The organism is Corynebacterium nasorum (genome assembly GCF_030229765.1).
Taxonomy (GTDB): Bacteria; Actinomycetota; Actinomycetes; order Mycobacteriales; family Mycobacteriaceae; genus Corynebacterium; species Corynebacterium kefirresidentii.
In genome coordinates this window covers 391,773-407,122 of the sequence record NZ_JASPGY010000001.1, presented here as the reverse complement: position 1 = coordinate 407,122, position 15,350 = coordinate 391,773, and the positions used below count along the sequence as shown (strand labels likewise).

Sequence of the window (15,350 nt, the reverse complement as noted above, 5' to 3'; positions counted from 1 at the left end):
AATCCTCGGCGGCGCAACCCCACGTGAAATACTTAACGAACTATTCAAGCGTGGCGCATCCACCGCTTGATTCCGCCCAGCGCGTTTGGCTTTTGCGACTTGCTCTTTGATTCCGCGCAGGCCGCGTCTGGCCCGATCATAGGAGTACTGGAAGTGGGTCACCGTATTCGGGGTTGTGTGTTTGCGCGCATCGCTTGCCGAGGCTTGTGTCCAGATCTGGCCGTGGGCGTAGGCTTCACCAGGGATTTCCCGCCGCCAGGTTTCAATCACCTCAGGCACGGTGGGGTTTCACCGACAAAATGTAGTGCAGACCTGCATCTATCAATGCTTGCTTGTTCGGAGGGTGTCAAGTTGTTTGTGTGTGGAGCTGGGTTTATAGGTATTTGTCGAAGCTGTCGGGGTAGGCCACGGCCATTTGGTTAATGGTTTGTTTCCAGCCGGAAACTCGGGTCCCTTCCATGAGTCTGCCGGTTGTCGCTGAGACTCGTTTGCCCTGCTTCGCTCTCTTGGCAGCTCGTCTGTCTTCGATATTGCAGATCATCAACCATAGCGTCTTGAGCGCTGATTCATTGTTAGTGAACTGCACCCTGTTGCGGGTAGCTTTCCGCAGTTCATTGTTGAATGATTCAATCGAATTCTTCGTGTAAATGACCTTGCTGGCTGCTGGTGGGAACTGGAGAAACGGTACGAAACGCGCCCATGCATCTCGCCAGACTTTGACTGAGCGTGGATACTTTTCTGCCAATTCAGAGGCTTCAAATTCGTCTAAGGCAGCCTTAGCTGTGGACTCGTCCGTGGCGGTGTAAATCTTTTTCAACGCGGCCGATACGCCCCGGCGATCCCTGTAGGCTACCCATCGGTTAGCGGCACGTATCAGGTGCACGATACAGGTTTGCACCATAGAGTTCGGCCAGGTTGCCTTTACTTCTTCCGGCAAGCCTTTGAACCCGTTACAGCAAACGATAAAGACGTCTTTAACCCCACGGTTAGAAAGATTGGCGCATACTTGCGCCCAGGATGAAGCGCTTTCTTCTTTGGCAATCCACGATTCCAAAATGTGCTTGATCCCGTCGAGGTCCACGCCGATTGCCATGTACGCGGACTTATTGACCACTAGGCCGCCATCGCGGATTTTAATGCGCAGCGCGTCCAGGAAAATGACCGGGTAGAACTCGTCTAGCTGGCGGTTTTGCCAGACCATGACCTCATCGAGGACGGCATCGGTGACTGCGGAAATCGTCTTATGGGAAATATCAACACGCATCGCCGTTGCCATATGGTGCTGGATGTCCCTAATTGTCATCCCACCGGCGTACAAGCTAACGGTCATGTCATCGACATCGGTCAATCTCCTCGAGCCTTTAGGGACCATAGTCAGCAAGAATGTGCCAGCCCTATCCCTCGGCACATCAACGGTAACTGGCCCGTAGTTAGAATCCACGGTCTTTGGATACGACCCGTTGCGGTGATTGTCTGTTCTAGCTGCAGCTTTAGCGCTCCTGTCGCCAGACTCGTAGCCCAGGTGGGCATCCATTTCAGCGTTGAGTCCCCTGGTAATCGAGGCTTGCAACATGCCGCGAACCAGGTCGTTGGCATCCGTTGTAGACGTGCCTAGGTCATCAATCAGCTTCGCGATTTCAGGGTTAGCAAGAAGCTTCTTTTCAATCGCATCAATCTTGGCCTTATCAGCCGGATCTCGTCTCGCCACAGTAGTCATTCTGGTCCATCTCCTCATGCAGGTTAGGTACCCACACACAAACCATCAGACACTCTCTATTCCGAAGCCACTCCGGCGGCGTGGGCCGCGCACAACAAGGACCGCGATAAGCTGCAGGACATTAGCCGTGAGATGCTCGGCAGCGCCCTCGACTTGGTCATGGCCGCTGGCCACCCGTTCTACGATAATGACCACCAGAAGGTCGATACTCCCGACTATATCTTCATGTACGAGGACGACTACGCCAAGCTTTCCGGAGGCGAGACCGACTGGAATTACTTCGAGTCCAACGATGACTTCAAGAAGATGGCGCAAGGTGACGTCAAGCCGTAGCAGAAGTATTGGGGTATCGCGCAGGTAGGTTCCACGTTGCAGAACTCCCGCTCGAGCGAGGCAAAGGCTCCATACTCGGACGAGCTTAACGACGTCGTCGATCTCCCCACCATGACGACTGGCGCCCTCAATGCGCTGGGACAGGACGAGGATGGCTTTTCCATCATGATTGAGGGCGGTGCCATCGACTGGGCCGGCCACGGAAATAACCCAGTGCGCGATATCGAGGAGACCCAGGATTTCAATAAGTCGGTTGACGCCGCCATTAAGTGGGTGGAGGAGAACTCCTCGTGGGAAGATACTCTGCTCGTTGTCACCGCGGACCACGAGACTGGCTATCTCTCCGGTGCGAATGAGGTGCCTACAGAAGACAACCCTGAAGCGGACAACCGCTTCAATGCTATGGAAGGTGAAAAGGGCAAGGTTGCCCGCCACGGTTGGTACTCCGGGCAGCACACCAACCAGCTAGTGCCGTTCTTCTTCAAAGGGGCCGGCTCGGAGGACATTATGGCCCGTACCTCCGGTACCGATTCGGTGCGCGGTGAATACATCGACAACACTTTGGTGGCAAATTTGGTCTTTGACGAGTGGTGGAACGATGGCACCGATTCCGCTGGTGACCCAGAACAGCCGGGAGATACTGCTAATCCCTCGGATGGCGAAGGCAAGGACGGTAGTAGCAAGGGCTTTGCCGCAGGCCTCGCTACCGGCCTAGGAATCCTGGGGGCCGTCGTCGGTGGACTCGGCTTCCTGGCTACGCAAATGGGTGTGCTCACTATTGACTTGCAACCCATTTATGAGCAGCTAAAGCGCGTGGGCCTGCGCTAAACAGAATTGAGCACAGCGCCTTGCCAAAGGTCCTGCCCTCCGCCACGAAAGCGAAGGACAGGACCTTTTCTTAGCGTGAGGAAATCGGGGTGGGCTGGATCTTCCACACCTCGTTTGCGTAGTCCGCGATGGTCCGGTCAGAGGAGAAGCGGCCGGAATAGCAGATATTGAGCCACGCCTTCTTAGCCCAAGCAAGGTTGTCTTCCTCATAGTCCGCAGCCATGCGGTCTCGAGTAGCGCGGTAGTCGGCGAAGTCACCGAGGACGTAGTACTGGTCCTGGGCATGCTCCCCGTAACCATCGAGAAGCGAGGAGCGCAGGTCGCCGAAGATACCGGCATTTTCGGCGCCCAAGGTGCCGTCGACAAGCGCATCAAGCACGCGGGCTAAGCCTGGCACGCTCTGGTAAAGCTCGCCCGGGTTGTACTCGGCGCGCAGCGTAGGAAGCTCCTCGTTGCGGGCGCCAAAGATATAGGCGTTGTCCTCACCGACTGCCTCTACGATTTCTACGTTGGCACCATCCATGGTCCCCAAGGTCAGCGCGCCATTCATCATGAACTTCATATTGGACGTACCGGAGGCTTCTTTGCCGGCTACAGAGATCTGCTCTGAGATATCAGCGGCGGGGATGATGTGCTCGGCAGGGGAGACGTTGTAGTTCTCCACAAAAACGACGCGGATGATGTCCTTGGTATCTGGGTCGTTATTGACTAGGTCCGCAATGGTGTTGATGAGCTTGATAATCGCCTTGGCACGCTCGTAACCCGGTGCGGCCTTTGCACCAAAGATGAAGGTGCGCTTCGGCACCGTCTCGCCCTGGTCTTTGATGCGGAAGTAGAGGTCGAGGACGTAGAGGGCATTCATCAGCTGGCGCTTGTACTCGTGCAGGCGCTTAATCTGTACATCAAAGATGGAATCGGGATCAACGTCGGCGCCCTGGTGGTCTTTTACCCAGTTAGCAAAGTCGCGCTTGTTGGCCTGCTTGATGGCGATGAGTTCGCGCAGCAGAACTGTATCGCCTGCCTTCTCGGCGAGCTGGGCAAGCTGGGTGAGATCAGTAACCCACGCATCGGAACCTGCCTGCTGGGTAAGCAGTTCCGCCAAGCGGGGATTACACATCTTGAGCCAGCGGCGAGGGGTAACGCCATTGGTCTTGTTATTGAATTTCTCCGGCCAGAGTTCGTGCCATTCGGCCAACGTATCGGCCTTGATGATTTCCGTGTGCAGGGCGGCGACACCATTGATGGAGTAGGCGGCATAGCAGGCGATCCAGGCCATATGCACGTGGCCGTTGGATACCGGTGCCATGTAGTCGATGCGGCCCTGATCCAGACCGCGGTGGGCCATATCTTCGCGGAAGCGGCGGTCGATTTCCTCCACCAACTGCCAAATGCGCCAAAACAGCTTCTGGAAGATGGACACCTCCCAGCTCTCCAGCGCCTCCGCCAGCACGGTGTGGTTGGTATAGGCGAAGGTTTCGGTGACGATCTTCCAGGCTGCATCCCAGCTCAGACCATGCTCATCGAGCAGGATGCGCAGCAGCTCCGGGATGGCAAGTACAGGGTGGGTGTCATTGAGCTGGATGGAGTTATACTTCGCAAACCCGGTGAGGTCTTCGCCGTGCTGGTCAATGTAGTTATCCACCATGGTCTGCAGGGAGGCAGAGACAAAGAAGTACTGCTGGCGCACGCGCAATACCTTGCCCTCGTACGTGGTGTCATTGGGGTAGAGCACGCGGCAGATATCCATAACACGCTCGCGCTCGACGATGGCCTCGGTAAAGCGCTGGGAGTTAAAGGCATCGTAATCGAAGTCATCGATGGGCTCGGACTTCCATAGGCGCAGGGTGCCTACGTTATCGGTCCCGTAGCCGGTGATAGGCATGTCATAGGGAATTGCGCGCACGTCCATGTCATCGAAGTGGACGCGGCGCTGTTCAGAGGCTCGGCGGATGACAAAGTCATAGCCGTTTTCCATCCACGCATCTGGTTGTTCTTTCTGGAAGCCATTCTCAAAGGACTGTCGGAAAAGGCCGTAGCGGTAGAGAAGGCCATAGCCGGTTACGGGGTAGTCCTGAGTGACAGCGGAATCGAGGAAGCAGGCGGCAAGGCGTCCGAGGCCGCCGTTGCCGAGCGCGGCATCATGCTCGGCTTCGAGGACATCGCTCAGCTCGTGATCGGTTGCCTTGGCCGCAGCCTTGGCATCGTCAACAAGACCCAAGTTGGTGAGGTTATTGAGCAGCGCGCGTCCCTGCAGGAATTCCGCAGAGAAGTAGTGCTGTTGGCGCGTTTCCGCGTAGGCAGCACGGGTGCGCTCCCAATTATCGGCAATCTGCTCCATGACGGCACCGGAGAGGCCCGACCAGAACTTACGGTTGGAAGCGCTGTGCGGGCTCACGCCAGAGGCCGCGCGGACATGGGAGGGAACAGTGGATTCGAAAGCAGAATGCCGTGGCTGGCTCATTTTCAACCTTAAGTTTGTGGGGAGTCACGAAACGCCTGCCAGCTTAATAGCATTGGCCCTGCGCCGCAGGCGGGGGAATGAGAATACGCGTCTCGGGCACCTAGGGCGTGGCCAAGTAGGTCAATGCCGCACCATATGCCGCCCGGGTGGAGGCATAAACAGTGGGGGCATAGTCAGGCAGGAAGGTTGCTTGGTGGTTGACCGGAGGATCCTGCAACTCATCTTCCGAGGTGCAGCCGATGTGCCAAAAGACATAAGGTACCCCCCACGCCTGCGGCAGGTAGCAAAAGTCTTCGGAAGCGGTGGAGGGGGCCGCGATGACTGAATCGGAGCCAAAGGCGGCGTCGAAAACCTCGCCTACTGGGGCATGGGCAGTGGCGTCATTATCGGTGACCTCGCCGTGGGCGTAGTACTCAAAAGTAGGGTCCTGCTCGCTTCCGGAGGCGACACACTCGGCCTTAACCATGCGTTCGAGGGAGTGGTAGAACTTTTCTGCCAACGCGGGATCATAGTAGCGAGTATTGAGTACCAGCTCGGCGGAGTCGGGGATGATGTTGTTTTTATCGCCGGAGTGAAGCTCGCCTACGGAGATGACAAAGAACTCGTGCGGGGCGACCTCGCGGCCCACAATGGCTTGGAGGCGGGTGACGATCATAGCCGCGATGTAGGTCGGGTCGATGGAGTTATGGGGCATGGAGGCGTGGGCGGATTTGCCAAAGACGCGGATACGCAGGGAGTCGCATCCGGCCATGATCGGGCCGGCGGTGTGGCGAACCGTGCCGGCGCGGCCGGGCATGATGTGCTGGCCAAGGCAAATATCGGGGCGCGGCACGCGTTCAATGAGGTTATCGGCCAGCATGAATTTGGCTCCCATGGAGGATTCTTCGGCCGGTTGGAAAAGGGCGAGGAAGGTGCCGGACCAGGTGTTTCGGGAGGCGTCGAGAAGCGCGCAGGCACCTAGCAACGCTGTGGTGTGCATGTCGTGTCCGCAGGCGTGCATCTTTCCATTGGTAGCGGAATAGGAAACACCGGTGGCCTCCTCTACCGGCAGGCCATCGAAATCCGCGCGCAGCAAAGCGGTGGGTCCATCGCCATTGCGGAAGATGGCGACCATCCCATAACCCCCGATGTTCTCTACTACCTCGCAGTCAAAATCGGCGAGCTTGGCGCGGATGCGACCGGCGGTTCGCTCTTCCTCGTGGGAAAGCTCGGGGTGGCGGTGCAGGTCCTCGTAAAAGTCCTGCTGCCACTCCAGATCGGCCTGCTGGGAAGTGACGATCTGGGCGATGCGGGCAGAATCAGACATGGTTTCACACCTTAGGAATTGGGTAGGGTTAGCGCTATGCCGGTTATTCAATTTGATGTTTTGGTTCCCAACGCACAAGCAGAGCGCGTCGCGGATATCTTTACCACTGCCACCAACAAGTTGGTAGAAAGCGGTTCATTAGCCTCCGCTGAGGTTACTCGCCCCGATGCGCCGCAGTTTCCAGAGGGGTTGGAAGAACAGCTGCGGCAAAATTATCGCGATGAGCATGAGGACCGCGACCTTGAGGACGCGAGCGTGTACCGCTACGACATTGCGGTAACAGGGGTTAGCGGCTCGGTTAACCAACTAGGCATGGTGCTCTCGCGCCTTCTTACCCCGCATGCCGTGCTGCCGAAAGACCACGTCTTGCTGGAAGATGAGCTGGCGCATGAGCAGCCAGCTATCTTCCCGTGGTCGCTGTCTATCCGGCCTTAGAGCTGCTTGAGGATGTCTCTGGCGGCCGCCGCCAGCTGTTGCGCCAAGGGGCCTTCTTGGCTAAGCGATGCGCAGTAGGCGTCCGTGCCATGCTCGAAAGAACCGGCGATGATGCCTATGGGCGTGCCTGCGTCCCGGGCGAGAGCCGCAATGGTTCCGACGGCCTTTCCAGTCAAAGATTGTTCGTCAAACCTGCCCTCGCCGGTAATGACGAGATCGGCGGAGGATATTTTTTCTGGAAGTCCGAGCGCAGTGGCGACATGTGCGCTGCCGGATAAGACGCGAATATGCTCATCTGAGCCCCAGAGCGTGCGAGAAAGCCAGTGCAGGCCGATGGGAAGGCCACCCGCGGCACCAAAATATTCGGAGTCCGCATCGGCGCCGGTGACTTCGCATGCTTGCAACATGGCGCCGGCCAGCAGCGCTACCTGCTCGCCTTGCGCTCCTTTTTGGGGGCCGTACATGGTTGCCGCCTGTACTGGAGTAGCGCGGGTATCTGCCAGCAATGTGAAATCAAGCATGCCCGCCTTGATATTGAGCTGCGCGGTGTCAATGTGATCGAGCTGAACTAGGGGAGCGCCGCCCTTGGGTAGGGCGTAGCCGCGGGCGTCGTGCGCGGCAGCGCCGAGCGCGGTAAGGATGCCTATACCGGCGTCGATGCTGGCAGTTCCTCCCAATCCGAGAACGATCGAAGTGGCGCCGCGCGTTTCTGCATCCGCAATCAGTACGCCGGTGCCATAAGAATCGGCGTGCAGCGGATCAAGGCTGTCCTGCACTGCGGGCAGGCCGGTGGCAGAGGCGACGTCGATAAACGCAGTGGTTCCGGCCAGGACATAGCTTGCCTGAGTCAAGCGGCCTATGGCGTCGGTGGTAGGCAGGGTGATGGTTTCGACGGATTGTCCGCCGGCTGCGGCCGCTTGTGCGAGGACGGCGGCGGTTCCCTCGCCACCATCGGCCATGGGCAGGGTGGTAACTGTGGCCTCGGGAAGAGCCTGGCGCACCCCCATGGCAATGGCTGCTGCGGCCTCGGGCGCGGAGGCGGTGCCTTTAAACGAGTCTGGCGCGACGACAATATGCATGCCCGTGATTATAAAGCCCGCCTGTCATGGGGCGCTGCGCCGCTTGAGATCCGAACGTTCTACAGAAAACATTTAGCTTTATTGTCACTGGTAAAGACGGTGCGGATCTACGCAAGGTCTAGAAACTGCTTGCTTTATCGGTAGTTTGATAGGAAACTGGTATCTGTTCTTATACGTCCACAGAATGGAATGCACGCCATGTCAGTAGATAGCCAAATTTCTGAGTACTACGACAAATTGCTCAAGCGCAATGCGGGAGAACCAGAATTCCACCAAGCGGTTTCTGAGGTCCTGGACTCGTTGAAGATTGTCCTAGAAAAGGACCCGCAGTACGCGGATTACGGCTTGGTGGAGCGCCTCTGCGAGCCTGAGCGCCAGCTCATCTTCCGCGTGCCGTGGATCGATGACAATGGCGATATCCAGGTCAACCGCGGTTTCCGCGTCCAGTTCAATTCCGCGCTCGGCCCCTACAAGGGTGGACTGCGTTTTCACCCTTCGGTCAACCTGGGCATCATTAAGTTCCTCGGGTTTGAGCAAATCTTCAAAAACTCCCTGACCGGCCTGCCCATCGGCGGCGGCAAGGGCGGTTCTGACTTTGATCCCAAGGGCAGGTCCGAGGTGGAAATCATGCGCTTCTGCCAGTCTTTTATGACGGAATTGCACCGCCACATCGGGGAATATCGCGATGTTCCGGCCGGTGATATTGGCGTCGGCGGCCGCGAGATCGGCTTCCTCTTTGGTCAGTACCGCCGCCTGACTACCCAGCATGAATCCGGTGTCCTTACTGGCAAAGGCCTGACCTGGGGCGGTTCCCTGGTTCGTACCGAGGCCACGGGCTTTGGCGCGGTCTATTTCACCAATGAAATGATGAAGACGCACGGTGAGTCTTTCGACGGCGCCAAGGTCATCGTTTCCGGTTCTGGCAACGTGGCCATCTACGCTGCCGCCAAGGCCCAAGAGCTCGGCGCCACCGTAGTGGCCATGTCTGATTCCTCCGGCTATATCACCACCCCGAATGGCGTGGACATTGAACTGCTCAAGGACGTCAAAGAAACCCGACGTGAACGAATTTCCACCTATGCCGAAGAAGCTGGAAACGGCGTGGAATTCCACCAGGGTGGAAATATCTGGGAAGTACAGGCAGACGTGGCACTGCCGTGTGCTACCCAAAATGAGCTGGACGGCGACTCCGCCAAAAAGCTTGTGGAAGGCGGCGTGCGCTACGTGGCCGAAGGTGCCAATATGCCGTCCACCCCGGAGGCCGTCCACATATTCCAAGAATCCAAGATCAACTTCGCGCCGGGCAAGGCCGCTAATGCTGGTGGTGTTGCTACCTCCGCGCTGGAAATGCAGCAAAATGCGTCCCGTGATTCTTGGTCCTTTGACTACACCGATGACCGCCTCCACGCGATCATGTCCAATATCTTTAAAAACATCGACAATACGGCGAAGGAATACGACCGCGAAGGCGATTACGTAGCCGGCGCAAATATCGCCGGCTTCAAGAAGGTAGCGGACGCCATGTTGGCACAGGGCGTCATCTAAAAATCGGCCTCTATTCAAGCTCCCCTTTTTGCCCCACAGAGCGTGGCGGTAAATGGGGGCGCTTGTATTTGTATATGCGTGCCATAAATTCTGTATGTGTGGGCGCGGACTGGCAAGACCGGTTGTGGAAGTAAAATCTGCAGTACACACTCGGTGCGTGGCCTCCACGCATGGCGGGTGAGGGTATGTAAAATTCGCGGTATGTACCGTGTCTTTGAGTCTCTAGATGAATTAGTTCAGCACTTGGAGGGGGCCCATGGCTTCCCCATGACCTCTAATTGCGTAGTTCCGCGCCATGAAATGCTCGCGCTTCTCGACGACCTCCGTAACGCGCTGCCCGTTGAGATTGATGACGCGCAGGATGTCTTGGATAAGCAGGATGAAATCCTGCACGGCGCTGAGGAGCGCGCGGACCAAACCATCAATGATGCTAATGCTCAAGCAGATGACATTGTGGGCCACGCCCGCGAGGAGGCAGATGCCACGGTGTCCCATGCAGAACAGCATGCCGCCAAGCTGGTGGCTGATGCTGAAGCTCGCGCTCAGTCCATGGTGGAGCAGGCCCGCGCGGAAGCAGACCGTACTATCGCTCAGGCGAATGATGAATATGAGCGTTCCGTCGCTGAAGGCCGCGCAGAGCAAGAGCGTCTGGTTTCGGAATCAGAAGTTGTTCGCCGCGCCGATGAAGAAGCACATCGCATTGTGGAATCCGCCCACACCGAATCTAACCGTCTGCGCAGTGAATGCGATGAATTTGTGGATGGCAAGCTGAGCGAATTTGAAACCACCCTTAATGGTCTGCTGCGTACAGTAAACTCCGACCGCTCTGCCCTGCGCGGCGGCGCCGGAGTGCGCTCCCGTGGCGGCGACTATTCGGCTCCGGGACGCGCCGGCGGCGCAGCTAGCAACACACGTTACGCGGAAGGCGAGACCTATGAGCGCCGCTATAACGAGCGCTAAAACTTTAGTTTCTTTATCGGCCTTAAGCTCTATGGTTCGGTGCACACCGGGCCGTAGAGTAAGGGGCTAGGAAAGACCTATACACTAGGCACGGCCAAAGGCCCTATTTGGTGAGCAGGCGGTTCGTCGTACACCGTCTACTCACCAAATAGGGCCTTTATTCATTGCCGCTGGTCTGAGTAAATCAGGTGGTGGCACGAGTGCGAGGTTGCTTAGCGGCAATGGCCTTTCCTCTTTCATGGGGAGTAGGCGTTATGTGGGTGTGTAGGGGAACGGAGATGTCTTCCTGCCGCGGGAGAAGGTGTGCAGGCGCGGCGGATTGGACGGCCATGCATGCTGCGATAATCGCGGTTACCAAGCCTGGGAAAAGGAATGCAACGAGTGCAGTGAAGAAATAGGAAGACAGTGATGTCAAGGGATTATCACTGAAATTTTGTGGAAAGCACACGGCACACACGCTAAGGAGTGCACCGGTAGCTAGCACCATTGTGCCCACAGAAATGAGCGCGGTAGGAATGGTCGCGCGGGAGAACCAAGTAATAGCACCTGCACTTAGGGAAAAGATGAGCGCGCCGGTAAGAACCGAAAGGTCCATGCCGGTGGGCAATACCAAAATGGCACCGGCTACCAAACCGGCAACGACGCTACAGATGAGTGCGGTAAAAAGGCGAATGCCACGCGCGCCGTACATTCCTGAGCGGTCCGGCCGTGGAGTGGCGTGAACGAGCATACCGGCAGTAGCTAACACCGCAGCGGGAAGACAGCTAAACACGGCGAAACCGAGCGCTATGCTGCGTAGATCCGTGGAGGCTAGCGCCAAGTGGTAGGTCATGCTTCCAGACTAAGGACGGCCTTCGCTCGGGAAAAGGCTAATCCGCAAAGGCATATGTCCTTTTACATTAAACGCCAGACTCTTGACAGAAACTTTCCTCGCGCGGGCCGCTAGGCGGAGTTTGCGGGGCAAGGTAGACTACCTAGTGTTATGACATCACCATTGAAGTTCGATGTGGGCGAATTGTTGAACGCCCAAGGCGCTGACGCATTGCCGGAACAACGCACCCAAACCGGCCCCTCACCTGAGAGGATCGGCGTGGAGATGATCGCCATCCCGCAGGGCGAAGAGCTCACCGTAGACGCTACCTTGACCCCTCTTGGCGCAGGTGTCTTAGTGGATGCCAACGTATCCGGACAGCTGACCGGGGAATGCGCTCGCTGCTTGAAGGAATTGCACCCACAGTTGGACTTGCACGTCACACAGGTCTTTGCAGCCGACGAATCCTTTGTCTCGGGAGATACCCCTACAGACGGTGACGAAGGATCCGGAGATGAGATTCCAGAGATTGAAGATGATGAGCTGGATCTCTTGCAGGCCGTGATCGATGAGGCAGGCCTTAATCTTCCCTTTGCCCCAGTATGCGAAGATGGCTGCGAGATTGACACGCCTGAGGGCGTAACCACGGGTATCTCTGGCGAAGAGGACGAAGAAAAGGTCGATCCCCGCTGGGCTGGTTTGGAGAAGTTCCTATGAGCCGCAAGAAGAAGCTAACTGGGGAAGAGGCACTGGCTGCCGAGTTCGCTGCAGTAGACCATTCCCCGTTGTTGGAATCGCTCGGTGTGGAATTGCAACCAGAGCACCTGTGCCTAGCGTTGACCCACCGTTCATTTGCTAATGAAAATGGGCACTTGCCAAACAACGAGCGCTTGGAGTTCTTGGGCGATGCGGTGCTGGGCCTTTCGGTAGCCTCTCAGCTCTACATCACCTACCCGTCCCGTCCGGAATCGGATATTTCCAAGATGCGCGCATCGATCGTCTCGCGCTACGGCCTGTCTGATATCGCCCGAGAAATAAACCTAGGACCGCACATTTTGTTGGGTAAGGGCGAGCAGTCCACCGGTGGCCGCGATAAAGATTCCATTCTTGCTGATACCACTGAGGCAATCTTTGGCGCCATTTACCGCGAGCATGGTTTTGAAACGGCGCGTGACGTCATCTTGCGCTTATTTGCGGAAAAGATCGAAAATGCGACTGTGAGCGGGCGCCACTTGGATTGGAAGACCACTTTGCAGGAGCTGTGCGCGGAGCTAAAGGCGCCGATGCCGGTTTATTCGGCTACTTCCACCGGACCAGAGCATGACCAGACCTTTAATGCCGTAGCCACTGTGGCTGGTCTGACCGTAGGAAATGGTGTGGGCCACAATAAAAAGTTGGCCGAGCAGCAGGCAGCTCAGGAAGCCTGCCAGACCCTGCGCGAAACTCCGCTTTTGGTGCAAGGCACTGCACATAAAGAGGGCTGAGCATGCCGGAATTGCCGGAAGTCGAGTCCGTCCGCCGTGGCCTTGCACCACACGTGGTGGGACGGACTTTTGAGTCTGTAGAGGTGTTACACCCGCGTTCCAATCGTGGCCAAGATGAGCCGCTTTCCGGTATTCTTGAGGGCAAAGAGATCTCTGCGGTGGCCAGGCGCGGGAAGTTTATGTGGCTGGAATTTGTGGGTGAAGATACCATGGACCCCCACCGTGACGTCCTCTTTATCCACCTAGGTATGTCAGGCCAGATCCGAATAGGTGCCACCGAATCTCCGCACCTTCGCATTACCGCCCAGCTGAGCGGTGGGGTAGAGGTGTGCTTTGTTGACCAGCGAACCTTTGGGTACTGGTTGTATGCGCCGTGGGACAAGATTGCGCACATTGGCATTGACCCGCTGGAACCAGATTTCGATAGTGCGGCTACAGCACGGCGGCTGCGTGCGAAGAGGACCGCAGTGAAGACCGCGCTTTTGGATCAAACGCTGACCTCTGGAATCGGCAATATTTACGCTGATGAATCCCTGTGGGCCGCCCAAATCTCACCCCGCAAGAAAGCTTCGACCTTGCGGCAAAAAGATGCTGTTGCACTGCTAGCGGCAGCTCAGGAGGTCATGACAGCGGCCCTAAAAGTGGGTGGCACGAGTTTTGATTCCCTGTACGTTAATGTGAACGGCGAATCGGGGTATTTTTCGCGTTCCTTGGCCGCGTATGGGCGTGCTGGCCAGCCCTGTCTGCGGTGTGGAACGCCCTTGGAGCGCTGCGTAATTTCAGGGCGGTCCACCCATTTTTGCCCCCATTGTCAATAATTTATGGCGCATGGGGTTCACGTTGTGAACCTTAAGGCAGTAAATTATTCTGCATGGATTTTCTTGAAAATGTCGTAACGACATTTAATGACGGCGTGTGGTCGTGGATTTTGCCGTGGCTGCTGATTGCTGCGGGCCTATTCTTCGGCATCCGTACTGCTTTGGTGCAAGTGCGCATGGTGCCGGAGATGCTCCGCGCCGTCGTCGAGCGCCCCAAGGGGGAGGGCCGCGATGAGGACGAAGACTATGGCGGAATCTCTGCGTTTAAGGCCTTCACCATTTCAGCTGCCTCCCGGGTCGGCACCGGTAACGTTGCCGGTGTGGCCGTGGCCATTTCCGTTGGCGGCCCAGGTGCCGTCTTCTGGATGTGGCTGATTGCCATCCTAGGTGGCGCTACTGCATTCATCGAGTCGACCTTGGCCCAGCTGTGGAAGGTCCGCGATGGCAATGGGTACCGCGGTGGTCCGGCGTATTATATGAAGCGCGGTTTGGGGTGGGGACCGCTCGGCGTGCTTTTCTCCATCGCCATCGCCTTTACCTTTGGCTTGGTATATAACGCCTTCCAGACCAACGCCATTGCGGATGCGGTGTCCTTTTCCTTTGACCGCGATGACACGATGTTCCGCTCCATTATCGGCATTGTTATCGCCGTGGTTGCGGGTCTTATCATCTTTGGCGGTGTGAACCGCATTGCCAATATCACCCAGGTCATCGTGCCATTTATGGCGGTGGCTTACCTGCTCATCGGTGGTTTTGTCGTCATTACCAATTTTGACAAGGTACCGGGAATGATTGGCGATATCGTCGGTCACGCCCTAGGAATCAAGGAAATTGCGGGAGCTGGTCTTGGCGCGGCCATGATGAAGGGTATTCAGCGCGGTCTGTTTTCAAATGAGGCCGGCGAAGGCTCTGCCCCTAACGCGGCGGCAACTGCGGCCGTATCTCACCCAGTCAAGCAAGGCTTGGTGCAGACCCTCGGCGTGTACTTTGACACCTTGGTGGTATGTACCATCACCGCTTTCATTATCTTGCTGGGACCAGAGATTGCCTATGGTGCAGAAGCAGAAGGCGTGTCCTTGACCCAGGCAGCCCTATCTTCTGAGGTGGGCGAGTGGGGAATCCACTTCGTCAGCTTTATCCTCTTCTTCCTGGCCTTCTCTTCCATCCTGGGCAATTACTACTTGGCGGAGTCTAACCTGGAGTACCTCACCCAGAGCAAGCCTGCGCTGGTGATTTTCCGCCTCGTCGTACTTTTCTTTGTCTGGTTCGGTGCGGTGGGCTCCTTGCCGCTGGTCTTTGCCTTGGCCGATACCGGCGCGGCAACCATGGTTATCCTCAATATCCTCGCCATCGTGCCGCTATCCGGGGTGGCCATCAAACTGCTCAAGAACTACAACGAGCAGCGCAGCCATGGCATAGACCCGGTATTCCACCGCGATATGCTGCCGGAGCTTAAAGGCGTGGAGTGCTGGGACGGCTCCGACCCCGTCACTCGTCGCAGCGAAGAGGACCGCCGCGTCCTGCGCGATAAGGGTCAACAAGATCACTACTAGGAGCTAGGGAGGCCGCTTGA

At 57.1% G+C, this 15,350-nt stretch carries 14 protein-coding genes and 1 pseudogene; 9 read left to right on the top strand and 6 right to left on the bottom strand.

The genetic code is table 11. The features are described 5' to 3' along the window. Positions 1-81: 81 nt before the first annotated feature. Together QP904_RS01935 and QP904_RS01930 are read right to left on the bottom strand one after the other, a co-directional pair. Positions 82-337, bottom strand: a pseudogene (locus QP904_RS01935) (IS1634 family transposase); the annotation flags it as partial. Between the two features lie 36 nt (positions 338-373). Continuing rightward, positions 374-1,717, bottom strand: coding sequence for an IS256 family transposase (locus tag QP904_RS01930; RefSeq protein WP_284835431.1), 1,344 nt, complete (start codon positions 1,715-1,717; stop codon positions 374-376). 132 nt (positions 1,718-1,849) lie between these two features. Here QP904_RS01930 and QP904_RS01925 point away from each other — a divergent pair, with 132 nt between their 5' ends. Both QP904_RS01925 and QP904_RS01920 read left to right on the top strand, forming a co-directional pair. Further along, a complete protein-coding gene (locus tag QP904_RS01925) occupies positions 1,850-2,050 on the top strand; it encodes a hypothetical protein (protein ID WP_239454568.1) in 201 nt (66 codons plus the stop codon). A 36-nt stretch (positions 2,051-2,086) separates the two neighbouring features. Continuing rightward, a complete protein-coding gene (locus QP904_RS01920; RefSeq protein ID WP_284835430.1) occupies positions 2,087-2,878 on the top strand; it encodes an alkaline phosphatase in 792 nt (263 codons plus the stop codon). Positions 2,879-2,948: 70 nt separating this feature from the next. Here the strand turns inward: QP904_RS01920 and QP904_RS01915 are convergent, their stop codons facing one another. Both QP904_RS01915 and QP904_RS01910 read right to left on the bottom strand, forming a co-directional pair. Next, on the bottom strand, positions 2,949-5,339 hold the full coding sequence (locus tag QP904_RS01915) for a glycogen/starch/alpha-glucan phosphorylase (RefSeq protein WP_284835429.1): 2,391 nt from the start codon (positions 5,337-5,339) through the stop codon (positions 2,949-2,951). A gap of 100 nt (positions 5,340-5,439) precedes the next feature. Then, complete coding sequence (locus QP904_RS01910; RefSeq protein WP_259825609.1) at positions 5,440-6,645, bottom strand: amidohydrolase; 1,206 nt, start codon at positions 6,643-6,645, stop codon at positions 5,440-5,442. 36 nt (positions 6,646-6,681) lie between these two features. Between QP904_RS01910 and QP904_RS01905 the strand changes: the two genes are divergently transcribed. Continuing rightward, the gene (locus QP904_RS01905) at positions 6,682-7,080 is read left to right on the top strand and encodes a hypothetical protein (RefSeq protein WP_259825608.1); all 399 of its coding nucleotides are present in this window, start codon (positions 6,682-6,684) and stop codon (positions 7,078-7,080) included. Here the strand turns inward: QP904_RS01905 and QP904_RS01900 are convergent. Continuing rightward, positions 7,077-8,159 (bottom strand): glycerate kinase, encoded by a 1,083-nt coding sequence (locus tag QP904_RS01900; RefSeq protein ID WP_259825607.1) that lies wholly within the window; start codon positions 8,157-8,159, stop codon positions 7,077-7,079. The genes QP904_RS01905 and QP904_RS01900 overlap by 4 nt on opposite strands. 198 nt (positions 8,160-8,357) lie before the next feature. On the opposite strand from QP904_RS01900, the gene gdhA reads away from it, so the two are divergent. Then, a complete protein-coding gene (gene gdhA / locus QP904_RS01895) occupies positions 8,358-9,704 on the top strand; it encodes an NADP-specific glutamate dehydrogenase (RefSeq protein WP_259825606.1) in 1,347 nt (448 codons plus the stop codon). A 201-nt stretch (positions 9,705-9,905) separates the two neighbouring features. Further along, on the top strand, positions 9,906-10,664 hold the full coding sequence (locus QP904_RS01890) for a DivIVA domain-containing protein (protein ID WP_023021265.1): 759 nt from the start codon (positions 9,906-9,908) through the stop codon (positions 10,662-10,664). Between the two features lie 184 nt (positions 10,665-10,848). On the opposite strand, the gene QP904_RS01885 is transcribed toward QP904_RS01890, so the two are convergent. Then, positions 10,849-11,496 carry a hypothetical protein gene (locus QP904_RS01885; protein ID WP_086587444.1) on the bottom strand — a complete coding sequence of 216 codons (648 nt, stop codon included), beginning with the start codon at positions 11,494-11,496 and terminating at the stop codon, positions 10,849-10,851. 150 nt (positions 11,497-11,646) lie between these two features. Between QP904_RS01885 and QP904_RS01880 the strand changes: the two genes are divergently transcribed. From QP904_RS01880 to QP904_RS01865, 4 genes are read left to right on the top strand one after another with little or no spacing between them, the layout of a single operon-like run. Beyond that, a complete protein-coding gene (locus tag QP904_RS01880; RefSeq protein WP_259825605.1) occupies positions 11,647-12,192 on the top strand; it encodes a YceD family protein in 546 nt (181 codons plus the stop codon). After that, positions 12,189-12,959, top strand: a complete 771-nt coding sequence (rnc, locus tag QP904_RS01875; RefSeq protein WP_023021268.1) for a ribonuclease III — start codon at positions 12,189-12,191, stop codon at positions 12,957-12,959. The genes QP904_RS01880 and rnc overlap by 4 nt, the downstream gene beginning before the upstream one ends. A 2-nt stretch (positions 12,960-12,961) precedes the next feature. Next, a complete protein-coding gene (mutM, locus tag QP904_RS01870) occupies positions 12,962-13,777 on the top strand; it encodes a bifunctional DNA-formamidopyrimidine glycosylase/DNA-(apurinic or apyrimidinic site) lyase (protein ID WP_259825604.1) in 816 nt (271 codons plus the stop codon). Between the two features lie 53 nt (positions 13,778-13,830). Next, a complete protein-coding gene (locus QP904_RS01865; protein WP_259825603.1) occupies positions 13,831-15,330 on the top strand; it encodes an alanine/glycine:cation symporter family protein in 1,500 nt (499 codons plus the stop codon). Positions 15,331-15,350 lie beyond the last annotated feature (20 nt).